The 15,411-nt window shown below is 62.9% G+C and carries 16 protein-coding genes and 1 pseudogene; 10 read left to right on the forward strand and 7 right to left on the reverse strand.

The genetic code is table 11. The features are described 5' to 3' along the window. A partial coding sequence (gene prmB / locus IDM28_RS16825) for a 50S ribosomal protein L3 N(5)-glutamine methyltransferase (RefSeq protein ID WP_188036510.1) occupies positions 1 to 892 on the reverse strand: 892 nt, incomplete at its 3' end. 178 nt (positions 893 to 1,070) lie between these two features. Here prmB and IDM28_RS16830 point away from each other — a divergent pair. The 5 genes from IDM28_RS16830 to IDM28_RS16850 all read left to right on the forward strand — a co-directional run bounded on the left by IDM28_RS16830 (position 1,071) and on the right by IDM28_RS16850 (position 3,754). After that, positions 1,071 to 1,661 (forward strand): cysteine hydrolase family protein, encoded by a 591-nt coding sequence (locus IDM28_RS16830; RefSeq protein WP_101321599.1) that lies wholly within the window; start codon positions 1,071 to 1,073, stop codon positions 1,659 to 1,661. Between the two features lie 82 nt (positions 1,662 to 1,743). Beyond that, complete coding sequence (locus IDM28_RS16835) at positions 1,744 to 2,064, forward strand: hypothetical protein (RefSeq protein WP_101321600.1); 321 nt, start codon at positions 1,744 to 1,746, stop codon at positions 2,062 to 2,064. 80 nt (positions 2,065 to 2,144) lie between these two features. After that, positions 2,145 to 2,705, forward strand: coding sequence for a Smr/MutS family protein (locus IDM28_RS16840; RefSeq protein WP_101321601.1), 561 nt, complete (start codon positions 2,145 to 2,147; stop codon positions 2,703 to 2,705). Between the two features lie 70 nt (positions 2,706 to 2,775). After that, positions 2,776 to 3,321 carry a GTP cyclohydrolase I FolE gene (folE, locus tag IDM28_RS16845; RefSeq protein WP_101321602.1) on the forward strand — a complete coding sequence of 182 codons (546 nt, stop codon included), beginning with the start codon at positions 2,776 to 2,778 and terminating at the stop codon, positions 3,319 to 3,321. A gap of 61 nt (positions 3,322 to 3,382) precedes the next feature. After that, positions 3,383 to 3,754 carry a glutaredoxin family protein gene (locus IDM28_RS16850; protein WP_188036511.1) on the forward strand — a complete coding sequence of 124 codons (372 nt, stop codon included), beginning with the start codon at positions 3,383 to 3,385 and terminating at the stop codon, positions 3,752 to 3,754. Between the two features lie 40 nt (positions 3,755 to 3,794). Here the strand turns inward: IDM28_RS16850 and IDM28_RS16855 are convergent, their stop codons facing one another. Next, positions 3,795 to 4,397 (reverse strand): glutathione S-transferase family protein, encoded by a 603-nt coding sequence (locus IDM28_RS16855; protein ID WP_101321604.1) that lies wholly within the window; start codon positions 4,395 to 4,397, stop codon positions 3,795 to 3,797. A gap of 142 nt (positions 4,398 to 4,539) precedes the next feature. On the opposite strand from IDM28_RS16855, the gene IDM28_RS16860 reads away from it, so the two are divergent. Next, positions 4,540 to 5,730 carry a benzoate/H(+) symporter BenE family transporter gene (locus IDM28_RS16860; protein ID WP_188036512.1) on the forward strand — a complete coding sequence of 397 codons (1,191 nt, stop codon included), beginning with the start codon at positions 4,540 to 4,542 and terminating at the stop codon, positions 5,728 to 5,730. Between the two features lie 187 nt (positions 5,731 to 5,917). On the opposite strand, the gene IDM28_RS24270 is transcribed toward IDM28_RS16860, so the two are convergent. From IDM28_RS24270 to IDM28_RS16870, 3 genes and pseudogenes are all read right to left on the reverse strand, one after another. Next, positions 5,918 to 6,790 (reverse strand): methyl-accepting chemotaxis protein, encoded by an 873-nt coding sequence (locus tag IDM28_RS24270; protein ID WP_371411618.1) that lies wholly within the window; start codon positions 6,788 to 6,790, stop codon positions 5,918 to 5,920. Continuing rightward, positions 6,779 to 7,855: pseudogene (locus IDM28_RS24275) on the reverse strand (HAMP domain-containing protein); the annotation flags it as partial. The pseudogene IDM28_RS24275 and the gene IDM28_RS24270, both read right to left, overlap by 12 nt. An 85-nt stretch (positions 7,856 to 7,940) precedes the next feature. After that, positions 7,941 to 9,365, reverse strand: coding sequence for a PLP-dependent aminotransferase family protein (locus IDM28_RS16870; RefSeq protein WP_188036514.1), 1,425 nt, complete (start codon positions 9,363 to 9,365; stop codon positions 7,941 to 7,943). Between the two features lie 124 nt (positions 9,366 to 9,489). On the opposite strand from IDM28_RS16870, the gene IDM28_RS16875 reads away from it, so the two are divergent. The 4 genes from IDM28_RS16875 (at position 9,490) to IDM28_RS16890 (ending at position 13,620) form a co-directional block, all read left to right on the forward strand. After that, positions 9,490 to 10,683 carry an MFS transporter gene (locus IDM28_RS16875; RefSeq protein WP_188036515.1) on the forward strand — a complete coding sequence of 398 codons (1,194 nt, stop codon included), beginning with the start codon at positions 9,490 to 9,492 and terminating at the stop codon, positions 10,681 to 10,683. 48 nt (positions 10,684 to 10,731) lie between these two features. Continuing rightward, entirely contained in the window at positions 10,732 to 11,580 is an 849-nt protein-coding gene (locus IDM28_RS16880) for a lipopolysaccharide kinase InaA family protein (RefSeq protein ID WP_188036516.1), read from the forward strand. 34 nt (positions 11,581 to 11,614) lie between these two features. Next, a complete protein-coding gene (locus IDM28_RS16885; protein ID WP_188036517.1) occupies positions 11,615 to 12,478 on the forward strand; it encodes a phosphotransferase in 864 nt (287 codons plus the stop codon). Between the two features lie 140 nt (positions 12,479 to 12,618). Then, entirely contained in the window at positions 12,619 to 13,620 is a 1,002-nt protein-coding gene (locus tag IDM28_RS16890; protein ID WP_188036518.1) for an NADP-dependent oxidoreductase, read from the forward strand. Between the two features lie 40 nt (positions 13,621 to 13,660). On the opposite strand, the gene IDM28_RS16895 is transcribed toward IDM28_RS16890, so the two are convergent. Both IDM28_RS16895 and pyrF read right to left on the reverse strand, forming a co-directional pair. Then, entirely contained in the window at positions 13,661 to 14,419 is a 759-nt protein-coding gene (locus IDM28_RS16895) for a lipopolysaccharide biosynthesis protein (protein WP_262500161.1), read from the reverse strand. A gap of 225 nt (positions 14,420 to 14,644) precedes the next feature. Next, positions 14,645 to 15,346, reverse strand: coding sequence for an orotidine-5'-phosphate decarboxylase (gene pyrF / locus IDM28_RS16900; RefSeq protein ID WP_150571381.1), 702 nt, complete (start codon positions 15,344 to 15,346; stop codon positions 14,645 to 14,647). Positions 15,347 to 15,411: the final 65 nt, after the last annotated feature.

Below are 15,411 nucleotides of genomic sequence, written 5' to 3' on the forward strand. Positions count from 1 at the left end.
ACAGCTCCTGGTGCTGACGGCACTGCTCGGCAGTCAGCATGAACACGCCATGGCCGCCCCGCTCGAACTCAAGCCAGGTGAAATCAACCTCGGGGTACAGCGCCTCGACGTGGACCTGGCTGTTGCCCACTTCGACAATCAGCAAGCCCTTGTCGGTCAGGTGCTCGGCCGCTTCGGCGAGCATGCGCCGCACCAGGTCCAGGCCATCGTTGCCGCAGGCCAGGCCCAACTCCGGTTCGTGGTGATATTCAGCCGGCATGTCGGCGAAGTCTTCGGCATCGACATACGGCGGGTTGGACAGGATCAGGTCGAAGCGCTGCCCCGGCAGACCGGCGAAACCATCGCCCTGCACGGTGAACACGCGCTGATCGAGGCCATGCCGTTCGATGTTCTGGTTGGCCACTTCGAGAGCGTCGAAGGACAGGTCGGCCAGCACCACCTCGGCCTCGGGGAACACGTCAGCCGCGACGATACCAATGCAGCCAGAGCCGGTGCACAGGTCGAGAATGCGCGCAGGCTCCTGCGCCAGCCATGGCTCGAAGCGCTTTTCCAGCAGCTCGCCAATCGGCGAACGCGGCACCAGCACGCGCTCATCGACAATGAACGACATACCACAGAACCACGCTTCGCCGAGCAGGTAAGCGGTCGGCACACGGTCTTCGATGCGGCGCTTGAGCAGGTGCAGCAGGCGCACGCGCTCATCGTCTTCCAGGCGGCAGTCGAGGTAGCTGTCGGCGATTTCCCACGGTAGATGCACCGAGCCCAGCACCAGCAGGCGGGCTTCGTCCCAGGCATTGTCGGCACCGTGGCCGAAGAACAGCTCGTTCTCGTGGAAGCGGCTGACCGCCCAGCGAATATGGTCGCGCAGAGTGCGCAGGCGTGAAGTGATCACGGGGGACTCCTTTTCAGACAGCCTGAAAGTCTAACAGGCCCACCCGCTGAAATGTTCCACCAACGCCCTGCCGGTGGGACAGATGCCAGTAATTGCATCGCTTGCGATGTCAACCATTCCCATTGGCCGCCAAGCAGGGGACAATAGCCCGACAAAAGCCCTGCTCAAGGAGCCCTTGATGTCTGTTCCAACCACGATGTTCCGCCTCAGCGGCCGCGACTATCCGCCGGCCAAGCTGGGCAACGCCAGCCTGATCATCATCGATGCGCAGAAGGAGTACCTCAGTGGTCCCCTGCAACTGTCGGGCATGGACGAGGCCGTGGCCAACATCGCCAGGTTGCTCGACGCGGCGCGCAAGGCTGGCCGGCCGATCATCCATGTGCGCCACCTGGGCACCGTTGGCGGCCTGTTCGATCCACAAGGCCCGCGCGGCGAATTCATCGAAGGCCTGGAGCCACGCGGTGACGAGATCGTCATCGAAAAGCGCATGCCCAATGCCTTCAAGAACACCTCGCTGCACGAAACCCTGCAGAACAAGGGCCATCTGGACCTGATCGTGTGCGGCTTCATGAGCCATTCCAGCGTCAGCACCACGGTGCGCCGCGCCAAGGACTATGGTTATCGTTGCACGCTGGTCGAAGATGCCTCCGCCACGCGCGATCTGGCGTTCAAGGACACGGTCATTCCAGCGGCACAGATTCACCAGGGCGAAATGGCCGTGATGGCCGACAACTTTGCCTGTGTTGCACCGACTGCCAGCCTGGTCTGAGCACGGTTAGGCGCCTGCCGGGCGGGCGGAACCGGGTGACTGCAGGTGGGTCGAATGGCCGATAGCGCAGAGGAAATCCGCAATGAAGCTTTCTGACAGTTTCGACGCCAAGCGCCTGCGCTCGCGCCCGCCGCGCAACTGGACGGCGCGGTTGGGCGCTGGCCTGTCTGTGCTGATCGCGACCTTGGGCATCCTGTTGATGATGGCCGGGTTTGCCGGTTTGCTGGGCAACTATGCAGCGCTGGCGGATTTGAATGCCAATCGGCCGCTGGCAGCGACCGTGCTGGGTGGCGGCGTGTTGTTGCTGTGGCTGGGGGTTTGGTTGTGGCGGCGCAGCCGGATCAGGTTGCGCCGTGGCCGTGAGCTGAACATTGCCCCGCACTTGATGAAGAAACACGACTGACGCTGGGGGCCGCTGCGCCCCTGCTGCCTCCCGCTGATCCGCAGACTCGCGTAAACTCCCCGGCCCACGTGGAGGCCTGCATGCAAGACGATGACTTTTCCCTGTTCCATGCCGAAGTGCGCGGCGTAAAGCCGATCAAGCATGACCGCGCCGAGGTCGGCAAAGCCAAGCCTGACCGCAAGCAGCTGGCCGGCCTGCGCCAGTCCGCCACGGTACGCAGTGATCAGCCGCTGGTGGTTGACGGCATGTCTGACCAGTTCGTCATCGACGTAGCCGCCGAAGACGAGCTGTCATGGCGCCGCGATGGGGTGCAGGAAAGCCAGCTGCGCAAGCTCAAGCTCGGCCAGATCGCCTTTGAAGGCAGCATCGACTTGCACGGCATGAGCGTCGAGAAAGCCCGCGAGATCCTCTGGGCGTTTCTCGCCGAAGCCACCAAGCTGGAAGTGCGCTGCGTGCGTGTGACCCACGGCAAGGCGGCGCGCCTGGACGGCAAGCGGCCGATGATCAAGAGTCACGTCAATACCTGGCTGCGCCAACACCCCCAGGTACTCGGCTTCACCTCATGCCAGGCGCGCCACGGCGGCACTGGCGCGGTATACGTGATTCTGAAACGAACCATGCTCGACGGCCGCGACGAATAACGCCGCGCTTGCAGCGCCGTCGTTGCCGCCGTACCCTTGCGTATTTGCGTTTACTCCCACAGGTAGATCCATGTCCCTGGAACAGAACTACACCGAGATCCTCAGCCAGATTGGCGAGGACGTCTCCCGCGAAGGCCTGCTCGACACGCCAAAGCGGGCCGCAAAGGCCATGCAGTACCTTTGCCGCGGTTATCAACAGACCCTGGAAGAGGTCACCAACGGCGCGCTGTTCACCTCCGACAACAGCGAGATGGTGTTGGTGCGGGACATCGAGCTGTATTCGATGTGTGAACACCACATGCTGCCGTTCATTGGCAAGGCGCATGTAGCCTACCTGCCCAAGGGTAAAGTGATCGGCCTGTCCAAGGTCGCGCGGATCGTCGACATGTACGCCCGCCGCCTGCAGATCCAGGAAAACCTCAGCCGCCAGATTGCCGAGGCGATCGAGAAGGTCACTGGCGCTGCCGGCGTGGCCGTGGTTATCGAGGCCAAGCACATGTGCATGATGATGCGCGGCGTCGAAAAGCAGAATTCGAGCATGATCACTTCGGTGATGCTCGGTGAGTTCCGCGCCAATGCCGCGACTCGCAGCGAGTTTCTCAGCCTGATCAAGTGATCGGCTGGTGATCCCGAACCGACCCTGATGGGTCGGTTTTTTATTTGTTCAGGAGTTGCCCATGATCGTCAAAGCCCTGCGGGTCGGCCTCGGCCAGCTTATCGTGTTCGGTGACTTGATCAGCCGCCCAGCCAAGCGCAAGCGCAATGCCGCTGCCCAGGCTGCGGTCGAGCAGCAGGCCAAGGGCCTGGCTTTGTACCAGTTTCATGCCTGCCCATTCTGCGTGAAGACCCGGCGTAACCTGCATCGGTTGAACGTGCCGGTGGCGCTGCGTGATGCCAAGAACGACCCGCAGCATCGCCAGGCGCTGCTCGAAGGCGGCGGCCGAGTCAAAGTACCGTGCCTGCGCATCGAAGAAGCCGGGGAAGTGACCTGGATGTATGAGTCCAAGGCGATCATTGCCTATCTGGATCAGCGCTTCGGTACAGTCTGAGGCTGCCGGGGCTGGTTCGCAGCCCCGATCTACGCTGCCCTCACTCCCCCATCGGCACATGCCGCGGATGCTCGGCCACCCGCGCCAGCCACTCGCGCACCGCAGGGTAGCCAGCCAGGTCAAAGCCGCCCTGATGCGCCACGTGGGTGTAGGCATACAGCGCCACATCGGCAATCGAATACTGCTCGCCGACCAGGTATGGGGTCATCTCCAGCTGCTTGTTCATCACCTTGAGCGCCTTGTAGCCGCCCTTGTGCAAGCCTTTGTATTCTTCCAGGCGGTCATCCGGCAGGCCCAGGTAGTACTGAATGAACCGCGCCACGGCGATGTACGGCTCATGGCTGTACTGCTCGAAGAACTGCCACTGCAACACTTGCGTTCGCAGGCGCGGCTCGGTCGGCAGGAACTCGCTGCCGTCGGCGAGGAAGTTGAGAATCGCGTTCGACTCCCACAGGCAGGTGCCGTCTTCAAGCTCGAGCACCGGCACCTTGCCGTTAGGGTTCTTGGCGAGAAACGCCGGGGTCTCGGTTTCGCCTTTGAGAATGTCCACCGGGTGCCATTCAAATTCATGCCCGAGCAGGTTCAGCATCAGCTTGACCTTGTAGCAGTTGCCCGATTTGTAATCGCCGTAAACCTTGTACATCGCCCCTTCCCCTCTGCGCAGTTGTCGACCGTGGGCCAATAGTTGGCGACTGTACGGCTAAAAGCAATGGTCGCTGTATGGCAAGGATCAAGCTTGGCCGCGTTAGCCTGCAAAAAATACTTACATGTACAAGGACAGCACCATGACCGATGCCACCTCAGCGCGCCTGCGGCCCTTGGCAGACAGCTCCCCCTCGGCGGTGGTCGCCGGCTTCATCGCCATGCTTACGGGCTACACCAGCTCGCTGGTGCTGATGTTCCAGGCCGGCCAGGCGGCCGGGCTGACCACCGCGCAGATCTCTTCGTGGATCTGGGCGCTGTCGATCGGCATGGCGATCTGCAGCATCGGTTTGTCGCTGCGCTATCGCACACCGATCACCGTGGCCTGGTCGACCCCAGGCGCGGCGCTGTTGATCACCAGCCTCGGCGGCGTCAGCTACGGCGAAGCAATCGGCGCCTACATCACCTGCGCCGTGCTGGTGTTGATCTGCGGCCTGACCGGCAGCTTCGAGCGCCTGGTCAGGCGCATCCCGGCATCGCTGGCTTCGGCGTTGCTGGCAGGCATCCTGTTCAAGATCGGCAGCGAGATCTTCGTCGCCGCGCAACACCGTACCCTGCTGGTGCTGGGCATGTTCTTCAGCTATCTGCTGGTCAAGCGCCTGTCGCCGCGCTACTGCGTGCTCGCTGCGCTGGTGGTCGGCACGGCGTTGTCGGGGGCGTTGGGCCTGCTCGACTTCAGCCACTTCAACCTGCAGGTGGCTACACCGGTGTGGACCACTCCAAGCTTCTCGCTGGCAGCAACCATCAGCATCGGTATCCCGCTGTTTGTGGTGGCGATGACCTCGCAGAACATGCCCGGCGTGGCCGTGCTGCGCGCCGACGGATACCAGGTGCCGGCCTCGCCGCTAATCACCGTCACCGGTTTCGCCTCACTGCTGCTGGCGCCGTTCGGCTCGCACGGGGTCAATCTGGCGGCCATCAGTGCGGCAATCTGCACCGGCCCGCATGCCCATGAAGACCCGAGCAAGCGCTATACCGCGGCAGTCTGGTGCGGGATTTTCTACGGCATTGCAGGTGTATTTGGCGCGACCCTGGCCGCACTGTTTGCCGCCCTGCCCAAGGAGCTGGTGCTGTCGATTGCAGCACTGGCGTTGTTTGGCTCGATCATGAACGGGCTGAGCGTGGCCATGAGCGAGCCACGCGAGCGCGAGGCGGCGTTGATCACCTTCATGGTCACCGCCTCCGGGTTGAGCCTGTTCTCGATCGGCTCGGCGTTCTGGGGGATTGTTGCCGGGGTGATTACCCTGCTGATCCTCAACCCGCGCAGGGCTTGATACGGCCTGTCTTCTTGAATGCCGGTCAGCAATGCTGGGGCTGCTGCGCAGCCCTTCGCGGGCAAGCCCGCTCCCACAAGGTTCGCGGAGCCCTGCCGCTCTCGGGCAATGCAATACTCTGTGGGAGCGGGTTTACCCGCGAAGGGTCGCAAAGCGGCCCCGACGATCTCAAGCCATTCAGGAGAACCTACAAACGGAAATGCCCAACCATCCCCTTGAGCTCATCGCCCAACTGGGCCAGCTCGACACTGGAACGGGCATTGCCCTGCATCGCCAGCGCGGCCTGATCGGCGCTGCCGCGGATCTGCGTGACGCTGCGGCTGATCTCGTCACTGACCGAGCTCTGCTGCTCGGCGGCAGCGGCAATCTGCTGGTTCATCTGCTGGATCTGTGACACCGCCACCGCGATGCTGGCCAGGGCGCTTTCAGTCTGCAAGGTGTCGGCAACCGCCAGGCGCACCAGCTCGGTACTGCCACGAATCTGCGCCACCGACTGCTCGGCATTGCCGCGCAGACTGGCGACCAAGCGCTCAATATGCTCGGTGGATTGTTGCGTACGCTTGGCCAACGCCCGCACCTCATCCGCGACTACCGCAAAACCGCGACCCTGCTCGCCCGCCCGCGCCGCCTCGATGGCGGCATTCAGCGCCAGCAGGTTGGTTTGCCCAGCAACGCTCTTGATCACTTCAAGCACATCGCCAATGGTATGAATCTCGGCACTCAAACTGTCGATGCCGGCGCTGGCCGCTTCTGCCGCCACGGCCAGCTGCTCGATGCGCTGCAGGCTCTGACGGACCACCTGCTGGCCCGAGTCGACCTTGCCGTCGGCGACTTCGGCCGCCTGCGCCGCCTGCTCGGCATTACGCGCGACATCGTGCACGGTCGCGCTCATCTGCTGCATGGCGGTGGCGACCTGCTCGGTCTCCTGCTGCTGGCTGCCAACTTCACGATTGGTCTGTTCGGTGACCGCCGACAACGACTGGGCGCTGCCGGCCAATTGCTCGATACCCTGTTGCAGGCCGCTGACAATGCCACTCAAGCCCGCCGCCATCTGCTGCATCGCCAGCAGCAGTTGGCCGACCTCATCGCGGCGCGGCACCTCGGCGTCGCCGGCCAGGTCACCGGCAGCAATCCGCTGGGCGCGACCGATGACTCGCTGCAACGGGCCGACGATCGCCCGGGTGATCAACCAGGCCGCCAGCATGCCGACCAGCAGCGCCAGCGCGGTGGCAATGGCAATCGCCACGCCGTTGCGCTTGAGCTCGCTGTGCATGGCCTGCTCCTGGCTGGCGTAAGCCTGGTCGACCGCGCTGGTGGCCTGGTTGGCGCGCGCCTGCAACTGCGCCTTGATGCCCTGCTCTTGCGCAAGCAGGTCGGTGTATTCATTGAGCTTGTCGGCAAAGCTGGCGATATGCCCGGCGACCTCAGCGAGCACACCTTGATAGCCGCTGTCGGCAACTGCGCTTCTGAGTTGCTCGACCAGGCTGGCCGCCTCGACGGTCTGGGCGATGCGGCCACTGTTGACCTCCTCGCCTTTGCGGCTTTGCTCCAGGCGCACACGGGCCTCGTCCATCGCCTGCAGCATCAGGCGCGAGACGGCTGCCACCTGCGTGGCCTGATCGAGGAACTCGCTGCCTTGCTGGCCCTGGGATTGTTTCAGGGTGTAGGCGCCGTCATCAGCCAGGCCGGCCTGGAGCACGTCGAGGTTGTTGGCCACGCTTGAGACCGACCAACTGGCCGTGTCCAGCGCCAGCTCCTTGGCCTGCACCGCCTCGACAAAGGCGTCGAACGCCTGGCCATAGGCGCTCAGATCCGCTTCGGTGGCGCTCAACTGGGGCACGCCGCGGGCTCGCTCAAGAAGATTTTGCAGGCCGCTGCGCAGTTTGTCGGCCTCCTCGCTGTCGGAACGCAAGGCAAAACCCTGCTCATGCTGGCGCAGGCGCAGCAGGTCGCTGTTGAACTGAGTCATCTGCCGGAGGCTGTCGAAGCGCTGGCTGACGCTGTACAGCGAAGCCACGCCAATCGCCGCCACCGCCAAGGTCAGCAGCAGCACCAGGGCAAAGCCCAGGCCGAGTTTGCGGGCCATGCCCAGGTTGGCCAGAACACCGTGCTTGCTCGCCGTCATTGCTCATCCCCCGGTTGCGAAGGCCAAGAGTGACAACGCCGCCAGCCCCCTCACAAGGGATTGACGCCACAATAGTGTCAAATAGCTATGTGATGTCGCCCAGAGCATGATCGAGGTCGCCTTTGGCCTCACCCGCCGCGCGCAGAAACCCCTGGGCGCGCACGTCCTGAGCATAGGCGACATTGATCCGCAGCCAGTCGCTGCTGTACCCCTGATAATCGAACGCAGCACCCGGCGTGAGCAGCACCGAATGCGCCAGCGCCAGGCGCTCGAGGCTGGCAAAATCGTGCCCGGGCGCCCGCACCCAGACGAACATGCCGCCATTGGGCTCGGCGAACACCTGCCAGCCATATGCCTCGAGCTGAGCCAACAGCCTGGCCCTGTGCTGACCCAGACGCACACGCAGACGCTGGGTGCTCTTGCGATAACTGCCGTTGGCCAGCATCTGCGCCAGCACCTGCTCGGCAAACCGCGAAGTGCCGATGCCGCTGACCATCTTCAACTCGGCCAGGCGCGCGATCAACGCTGCATCGGCGACCACATAACCGACCCGCAGCGAACTGCTCAAGGTCTTGGAAAAGCTCGCCAGATAGATTACTCGCTGCTCACTGTCGAGGGTCGCCAGCCGTGTCGCCGGGCCTTCCTGAAAGTCGGCATAGATGTCGTCTTCGATGATCCGCAGGTCATGCTCGCGGGCCAGTTCCAACAGGCGGTAGGCGACCTTGGGCGTGAGGCTGGTGCCGGTCGGGTTGTGATACAGGCTGTTGATGAATAGGCAGCGCGGCCGGTGCTCGACCAGCAGGCGCTGCAGCGCGTCCAGATCCGGCCCATGGACGGTACGCGGCACGGCAAGCATGTTTACCTGGTGGCTGCGCAGCAGGTTGAACAGGTTGTAGTACCCCGGGTTTTCCACCAGCACCGTATCGCCCGGACGCAGCAACGCGCGCACCAGCAGGTCGAGCGCCTGGCTGGCGCCGTGGGTGGTGACAATGCGCTCGGTGCCTGCGGCGACATCCAGCCGTTCCAGACGCTTGTGCAACTGCTCGCGCAGGCTGGCCAGGCCGAGCGGCGGCGCGTAGTCGAACAGGTCGGCCGGGTTGCCACGGCTAACCTGGCGAATGGCCTGGGCCAGTTCATCTGCGGCGCGCCAGGCCGACGGCAACCAGCCGCAGCCGAGCTTGAGCAGTGCCTCCTGGCCTTCATCGAACTGCCGCCACTTACCATCGACCGTCTCGCCCCACAGCGCTGCGTCCTGCTCAGGCAGCCCGGCCTTGCGCTCGGCGACGAAAAAGCCGGTGCCGTGGCGCGCCTCCAGCCAACCGCTGGCCACCAGCCGATCGTAGGCCTCGATCACACAGGCGGCGCTGACCCCGTGGGTTTTCGCCAAGGCCCGGATCGACGGCAGCCGCGCGCCCGGACGCAGGCGTTGCTGCTCGACCCACGCTTGCAGCTGGGTGGTGAGTTGCTGAACCAGCGACACGGCGCTGAGGCGATCGAGGGTGAGGTGCATAGATCAACTGTTCGCGTTTTTTATACGAACAGTTAAGCACAAATGACTGCCCGCTGTGCCTTGTTGCGCGCACTGAGCAAGCGCAGCCTGCAGCCAGTACCCGTTCAATCAAGGACTTGCGTCAATGCGCGACCGCCACGCCCCCGCCCTGCTCGCCTTCGCCCTGTGCATCATCACCCTTGCAGTCAACCTGCAGGCGCCGCTCTACACCACCTATGCCGACCTCTCCGGGCTGGGCGCGACGGCTACCGCCGTGGCGTTTTCCGCCTATGTGCTGGGCGTGCTGCCGGTGCTGCTGGCTCTGGGCGGGCTTGCCGACCGGATTGGCCGGCGGCCGATGATCATCGCCGCGTTGAGCTTGTCGATCATTGCCACCCTACTCTCACTCAGCCTACCCAGCCTGTACAGCATTGGTGTCGCGCGGCTGCTGCTGGGTATCGGCACCGGCCTCGCCTCGGCTACCGCTACGGTGTACATGAGCGAACTGCTGCCTGCCGAGCGCAGCAGCAACGCCGCCAGTTGGGTCACTGCCAGCACCTCACTGGGCTTCGGCCTGGGCGCTGCGCTGACCAGCCTGTGCCTGCTGCGCGGGCCCAGCCTGAGCCCGGCCAGCTTTTATCTGCACCTGCTGCTGGCCGCGCTCGCACTGATACTGGTCTGGCGCCTGCCGGAGCCATGCCAGGCAGCACGCGCGGCCATGCTGCGCCTGCCTTGCTACCCGCCCGGCAGCCTGGTGTATGGGTGCGCCATTCTGCTCGCCTGGGCCTGCGTCGGGCTGGTCACCGGGCTGCTGCCGGCAGTACTGCGTCAGCATGATTTGAGCGCTTGGTCAGGGTTTTCCACGTTCTGCGTGATCAGCTGCGGTGTGCTGTTTCAGCCCTTGGCCAAGCGCCTGCCAAGTGCCACGGCGGTGCTGCTCGGGCTAGTCATCCTGCCCTGCAGCTATGCGCTGCTGGCCTGGGGCGCAGAACGCGGCGCGCTGCTGGCGGTGCTGCTCGGCGCCGTCGCCGCCAGCAGCGCCTGTTACGGCTTTATCTACCTGGGCGGGCTGGCCGCGGTGAATGAACTGGCCAGCGAAGAAAAGACCCGCGCCACTGCTGGGTTCTTTTTGTTGGCCTATGTCGGCTTCAGTTTGCCGGTGATCGTTACCGGCTTGATCGGCGACTGGCTGGGCATGCGCATGGCGTTGATGCTGTTCGGCATGGCATTGCTGGCGGGCAGTGTCGCTATCGCCGTCGCGCTGGCTCGGCAACACAGCAAACGTCTTGGATCCAAAAAAGAGCACAGTGCCTATAGGACAAATCTGAAAGAAATGTGAAAATAGTGTGAATGTTTGTAAAACCGATCTATTCAGCAAGGATGCAGTGTGTCACCGGACCCAAGTACCTGGCCAAAAGAGTACCCCTACACTCTCAAGCATCGCCGGACCACGCTGCACTTCCAGACGCCATTGGCAGAGCACACCCGTACGGCCCTTGAACGCCTGGTCGAGCGCGCCCGCGTGCCCGGCGCCAAGCGCATCAGTGCACCGCTGGACTGTGAGCGCAGCCAGCTGTTCGCCAAGCGCGAGCAGCTCGACAGCCTGAAGAAAAAGTGGCGCGTGCAGCGCGGCGCGGCGCGCAGTGATGGCACCTATGACTGGGCCGTCGAAGAAATCATCAATACCTACAAAGCCCATCAACGCGGCGCCCCGGTGCCCGAGCTGGTGGGCTTTGGCTACACCCGCTCCCGGCTTGGGCTGGTGCAGGACCTGTTCGTCATCACCCGCCTGCTGCAGGGCTACAGCGATGGCCTCAGCGTGCTGCAGCAAGACCCCAGCAGCGTCTACCGCGTGCTCGATGCCTCGACCGAACTGATGTTCAGCCTGCACAAGCAAGGCATCACCCACATGGACCTGTGGGCCGGCAACGTCATGCTCTGCGACCGCCAGGAAGGTGCACCCGTAGCCATCGACCTGGAAAACAGCTTCTTCGTACCCACTGCATTCGCCAGTGAAACCCTCGGCTTCCAGTTTGGTTTTCTCTACCTGCGGGAAATCTACCGTTACATCACCGAAGCCAAGTACGACGCGTGGGTGGACATTGCGCTGAGCAACTTTGCCCCGGAGATTGATAAGGCCGCCTTCCGGCGGGTTTATGAATACGCCAAGCATGAGCACATCGGGCGCCTGGATCGTCGCGAGATCTTCCTTAGAGGCCAGGTGGCCGGCTGCTGAGCAGCGTTTTCAGACTTGTTTGTCGGAGCACTCCATGCGTCACCTCAAGCACCTGACTGGCGCCTTCACGCGCCAGCGTATTCAGGGCAACACCTTTCATCTCGATCCAGGCCAGAGCCAACCACTTGCCTCTGCGATCACGGCGTTTCTGGCAGCGCCCGAGCAACACCAGACGCTCGATATCCCCGAAGCCACCCGCGGCGTTTACCTGCTGCACGGAGAACGCAAATGGGTGCTCAAGCACAACCGCCTGCAGCACTGGAAAAAGCGCCTGCAAAACTATCTGGGCCTGAAAAAGAGCTACGGCCTGCACGACCTGACCAACGAGTTCATCAACCTCTCGGTGGCCGGCAGCAAGTCGCAACTGGTGCCCAGGGTAGCCGCCTTTGGTTACCAGGCGCGCTTCCCATTCCTGCGCGACGAGTACCTGCTGATCGAGTTTCTCGACGACCACAGCAACGTCGATGAGCGCCTCAGCGCCCACCCCGATACAGCGGCAACGTTGCTGCCACAGGTGTTCGCGCTGTTCAGCCAGATGCTTGCCGATGGCTTCGTGCACATGGACCCGCACCCGAAGAACATCCTCATCAGCCCGAGCGGCGAGCTGCGCCTGATCGATTTCGAGTGCTGCGCGCACACGGTGATCGACCCGGACTTCAGCCTGGGCTTTCTGATGGGTTACTTCTACCACTTCTGGATCAAGCGTTTTGTCGCACTGGACGACTACCGCGCGTACAGCGAGGCGTACCTCGCAGCCACTCAACCGCACTTGAACAGAGCGGTATTCGAGCCCGTCTTCGAACGCTTTCTGACTGACAAGGTCTCTCGTACCACGCGCTATTCGATCCTCACCAGCGCGCCCGCGCAACTGGCATTCAAGGCCAGCCTGCGCGGTTGAGCCACGCGCACAGGTTGCAGCGGGGCCGATACCGGCCATCACCCTGATGGATCATCGGCCATTCGCCCCGCGCACAAGCCTTGCCAGCGGCTGTCCGTACCTCTATCAAAGGCAGTGTCCATTTTTCAGTGAGAGCCCCCATGACCCAGACCAACCGCCGCTTCCTGCTCGCCAAACGCCCTGTCGGCGCCGTCACCCGCGAAGACTTCAGCTTTGAGCAAGGGCCCGCCGCCGAGCCTGCCGAGGGTCAGATCCAGGTCCGCAACCTGTACCTCTCGCTCGACCCGGCCATGCGCGGCTGGATGAACGAAGGCAAGTCCTACATCCCGCCGGTGGGCATTGGCCAGGTCATGCGGGCCCTCGGCGTCGGCGAAGTAACTGCCTCCAAACACCCTGACTTCAAGCCCGGCGACCACGTCAGCGGCGCCCTTGGCATCCAGGACTACTTCACCGGCGAGCCGCAGGGCCTGCACAAGATCGACCCCAATCTCGCCCCCCTGCCCCGTTACCTGTCGGCACTGGGCATGACCGGCATGACCGCCTACTTCGCCCTGCTCGACGTCGGCCAACCGAAAGAGGGCGAAACCGTAGTCATCTCCGGCGCTGCCGGCGCGGTTGGCAGCATCGCCGGCCAGATCGCCAAGCTCAAAGGCTGCCGTGTAGTCGGCATCGCCGGTGGCAAGGACAAGTGCCAATACCTGCAGGATGAACTCGGTTTTGACGGTGTCATCGACTACAAGGCCGAAGACGTGCTGGCCGGTCTCAAGCGTGAATGCCCGAAAGGTGTCGACGTGTACTTCGACAACGTCGGCGGCGACATCCTCGATGCCGTGCTCAGCCGCCTGAACTTCAAGGCCCGCGTGGTCATCTGCGGCGCTATCAGCCAGTACAACAACAAGGAAGCGGTCAAAGGCCCGGCCAACTACCTGTCGTTGCTGGTCAACCGTGCGCGGATGGAAGGCTTTGTGGTGATGGACCACGCCAAGGAGTATGGCAAGGCCGCACAAGAGATCGCCGGCTGGATGGCCAGCGGCAAGCTCAAGAGCAAAGAGCATGTGGTCGAGGGGCTGGAGACCTTCCCGGAAACCCTGCTCAAGCTGTTCAACGGCGAGAACTTCGGCAAGTTGGTGTTGAAGGTCTGATCAAGTAGCCACTGGATGGCGGGCGAAGCGCCTTTGGGCGTTACCCCGCCATCAGCTGCTGGGGATGCTCAGCGTTGAGTGACCTTGGCCTGGCACCACCTTTGCGGAAAACCATCGAATGCGCTTGCTCGACAGTGATCTTTGGGATCACCGAAGCCGGGATGCGTGACGCTGCAGACAGGTTGAACACGGCAAAGCGCTCATCTATCACCCGCTCGGCCATCAGCTTGAGCGACGGCAATACCCGCCCTTCATAATGCTGATCAAGCCCACAGGGCGACTTGGCAGAATCGGCTGTTTCATAGAAGCGTCCAGCGGCCTGGTTCAAGTCTACCCCGACCAGGAATACCCTACTGAAGCCCAGATGATAAGCGAGCTGCAACGCCGCATATGCCACTGTGCGCGCATCGAAAAAGCCTTCACTGAGGTCCTTGCTGAAACCGATCGAGCGTGCACGCGCATTCCAGGCAAAACGAGGGCGCACGCACGCGGACTGGCCTTGCGACATCGACTGTTTCAAGGAAAATCCAGCGGCTTTCTGCAACGGATACAGTTTGGCAGAGCAAGTACCGGCCACCTCGGCGATCTGCTCCGACCACAAGGCTACATGCTGGCTGCTGCTCAACGCCTGGGAGAATAACTCGGGCTGCTGCTTGGGGAAGCTGGTGTCGGTGCAGATATAGAAGAACGGCTTGATCGCCGTGTCGGCGAACATCGAGATGGCGCCGTTCATGGTGATTACCGGCACACCGGCGAAGCGCTCCAGCGGGAAGTCCTTGGCGGAGCTGCCCGAGGCCATGATGATGACCGAGCCCTTGGCGATGTTGCGCACGTCAGCAAAGTCACCAATGACTGGCTTAGAAGTCTCAGTACCGCCCGATGTAGCCGCCAAAGTGTCTGCCTCAATCCGGATTTTCGGATAATTCTGACAGAAAAAACGGCACGGAGTTCAGGCGCTGGTCGTAGTTCCCCCCGGAGACTATGAAATAAAACTCACCTACCGGGGGGCTGTGCAGGGCTTTATTCAGCCGCGAATGTCGGCAACAACTGCCGCAAGTGCCTGGGCGGGATCGGCCGCTTGGCTGATCGGGCGACCAATAACCAGGTAATCAGACCCAGCATCCAGTGCTTGGCGCGGGGTGAGAATGCGGCGCTGATCGTCTTGTGCACTGCCGGCAGGACGAATCCCCGGGGTGACCAGTTGCAGCGACGGATGGGCCGCTTTCAGTGCAGTGGCCTCCAGCGCCGAGCAGACCAGCCCGTCCATACCGGCTTTCTCTGCCAATGCCGCCAGACGCAGCACTTGCTCCTGTGGCTCGATATCCAGACCAATACCGGCCAGGTCTTCACGCTCCATGCTGGTCAGCACGGTCACACCGATCAACAGCGGCTGAGGCCCGCTACGCTTGTCCAGCACATCGCGGCACGCCGCCATCATGCGCAGGCCGCCCGAGCAGTGCACGTTGACCATCCACACGCCCATCTCGGCGGCGGCTTTGACTGCCATCGCCGTGGTATTCGGGATGTCATGGAATTTGAGATCGAGGAACACCTCGAAGCCCTTGGCGCACAAGGTCTCGACGATACCCGAAGCGCTGCTGGTGAACAGTTCCTTGCCAACCTTTACCCGGCACAGTGCAGGGTCGAGCTGGTCGGCCAACTGAAGGGCAGCTTCACGGGTAGGGAAATCCAGGGCGACGATCAGGGGCGTCTGGCAAGCAGGCATTGGCAGGGTCTCATGGCGGGTCGTAAACGGCGCGCATTGTAAACCAAGTGGGGTGCGCTTTGCAG

The sequence above is a fragment of the Pseudomonas sp. EZ-C24 genome (genome assembly GCF_014525325.1).
Lineage (GTDB): Bacteria > Pseudomonadota > Gammaproteobacteria > Pseudomonadales > Pseudomonadaceae > Aquipseudomonas > Aquipseudomonas shirazensis.

Coding starts and splice junctions, on each gene's coding strand:
- IDM28_RS16830 (WP_101321599.1), top strand. CDS start 1,071: ATGTCTGTTCCAACCACGATGTTCCGCCTCAGCGGCCGCGACTATCCG.
- IDM28_RS16835 (WP_101321600.1), top strand. CDS start 1,744: ATGAAGCTTTCTGACAGTTTCGACGCCAAGCGCCTGCGCTCGCGCCCG.
- IDM28_RS16840 (WP_101321601.1), top strand. CDS start 2,145: ATGCAAGACGATGACTTTTCCCTGTTCCATGCCGAAGTGCGCGGCGTA.
- folE (WP_101321602.1), top strand. CDS start 2,776: ATGTCCCTGGAACAGAACTACACCGAGATCCTCAGCCAGATTGGCGAG.
- IDM28_RS16850 (WP_188036511.1), top strand. CDS start 3,383: ATGATCGTCAAAGCCCTGCGGGTCGGCCTCGGCCAGCTTATCGTGTTC.
- IDM28_RS16855 (WP_101321604.1), bottom strand. CDS start 4,397: ATGTACAAGGTTTACGGCGATTACAAATCGGGCAACTGCTACAAGGTC.
- IDM28_RS16860 (WP_188036512.1), top strand. CDS start 4,540: ATGACCGATGCCACCTCAGCGCGCCTGCGGCCCTTGGCAGACAGCTCC.
- IDM28_RS24270 (WP_371411618.1), bottom strand. CDS start 6,790: ATGCAGCAGATGGCGGCGGGCTTGAGTGGCATTGTCAGCGGCCTGCAA.
- IDM28_RS16870 (WP_188036514.1), bottom strand. CDS start 9,365: ATGCACCTCACCCTCGATCGCCTCAGCGCCGTGTCGCTGGTTCAGCAA.
- IDM28_RS16875 (WP_188036515.1), top strand. CDS start 9,490: ATGCGCGACCGCCACGCCCCCGCCCTGCTCGCCTTCGCCCTGTGCATC.
- IDM28_RS16885 (WP_188036517.1), top strand. CDS start 11,615: ATGCGTCACCTCAAGCACCTGACTGGCGCCTTCACGCGCCAGCGTATT.
- IDM28_RS16890 (WP_188036518.1), top strand. CDS start 12,619: ATGACCCAGACCAACCGCCGCTTCCTGCTCGCCAAACGCCCTGTCGGC.
- IDM28_RS16895 (WP_262500161.1), bottom strand. CDS start 14,419: ATGGCCTCGGGCAGCTCCGCCAAGGACTTCCCGCTGGAGCGCTTCGCC.
- pyrF (WP_150571381.1), bottom strand. CDS start 15,346: ATGCCTGCTTGCCAGACGCCCCTGATCGTCGCCCTGGATTTCCCTACC.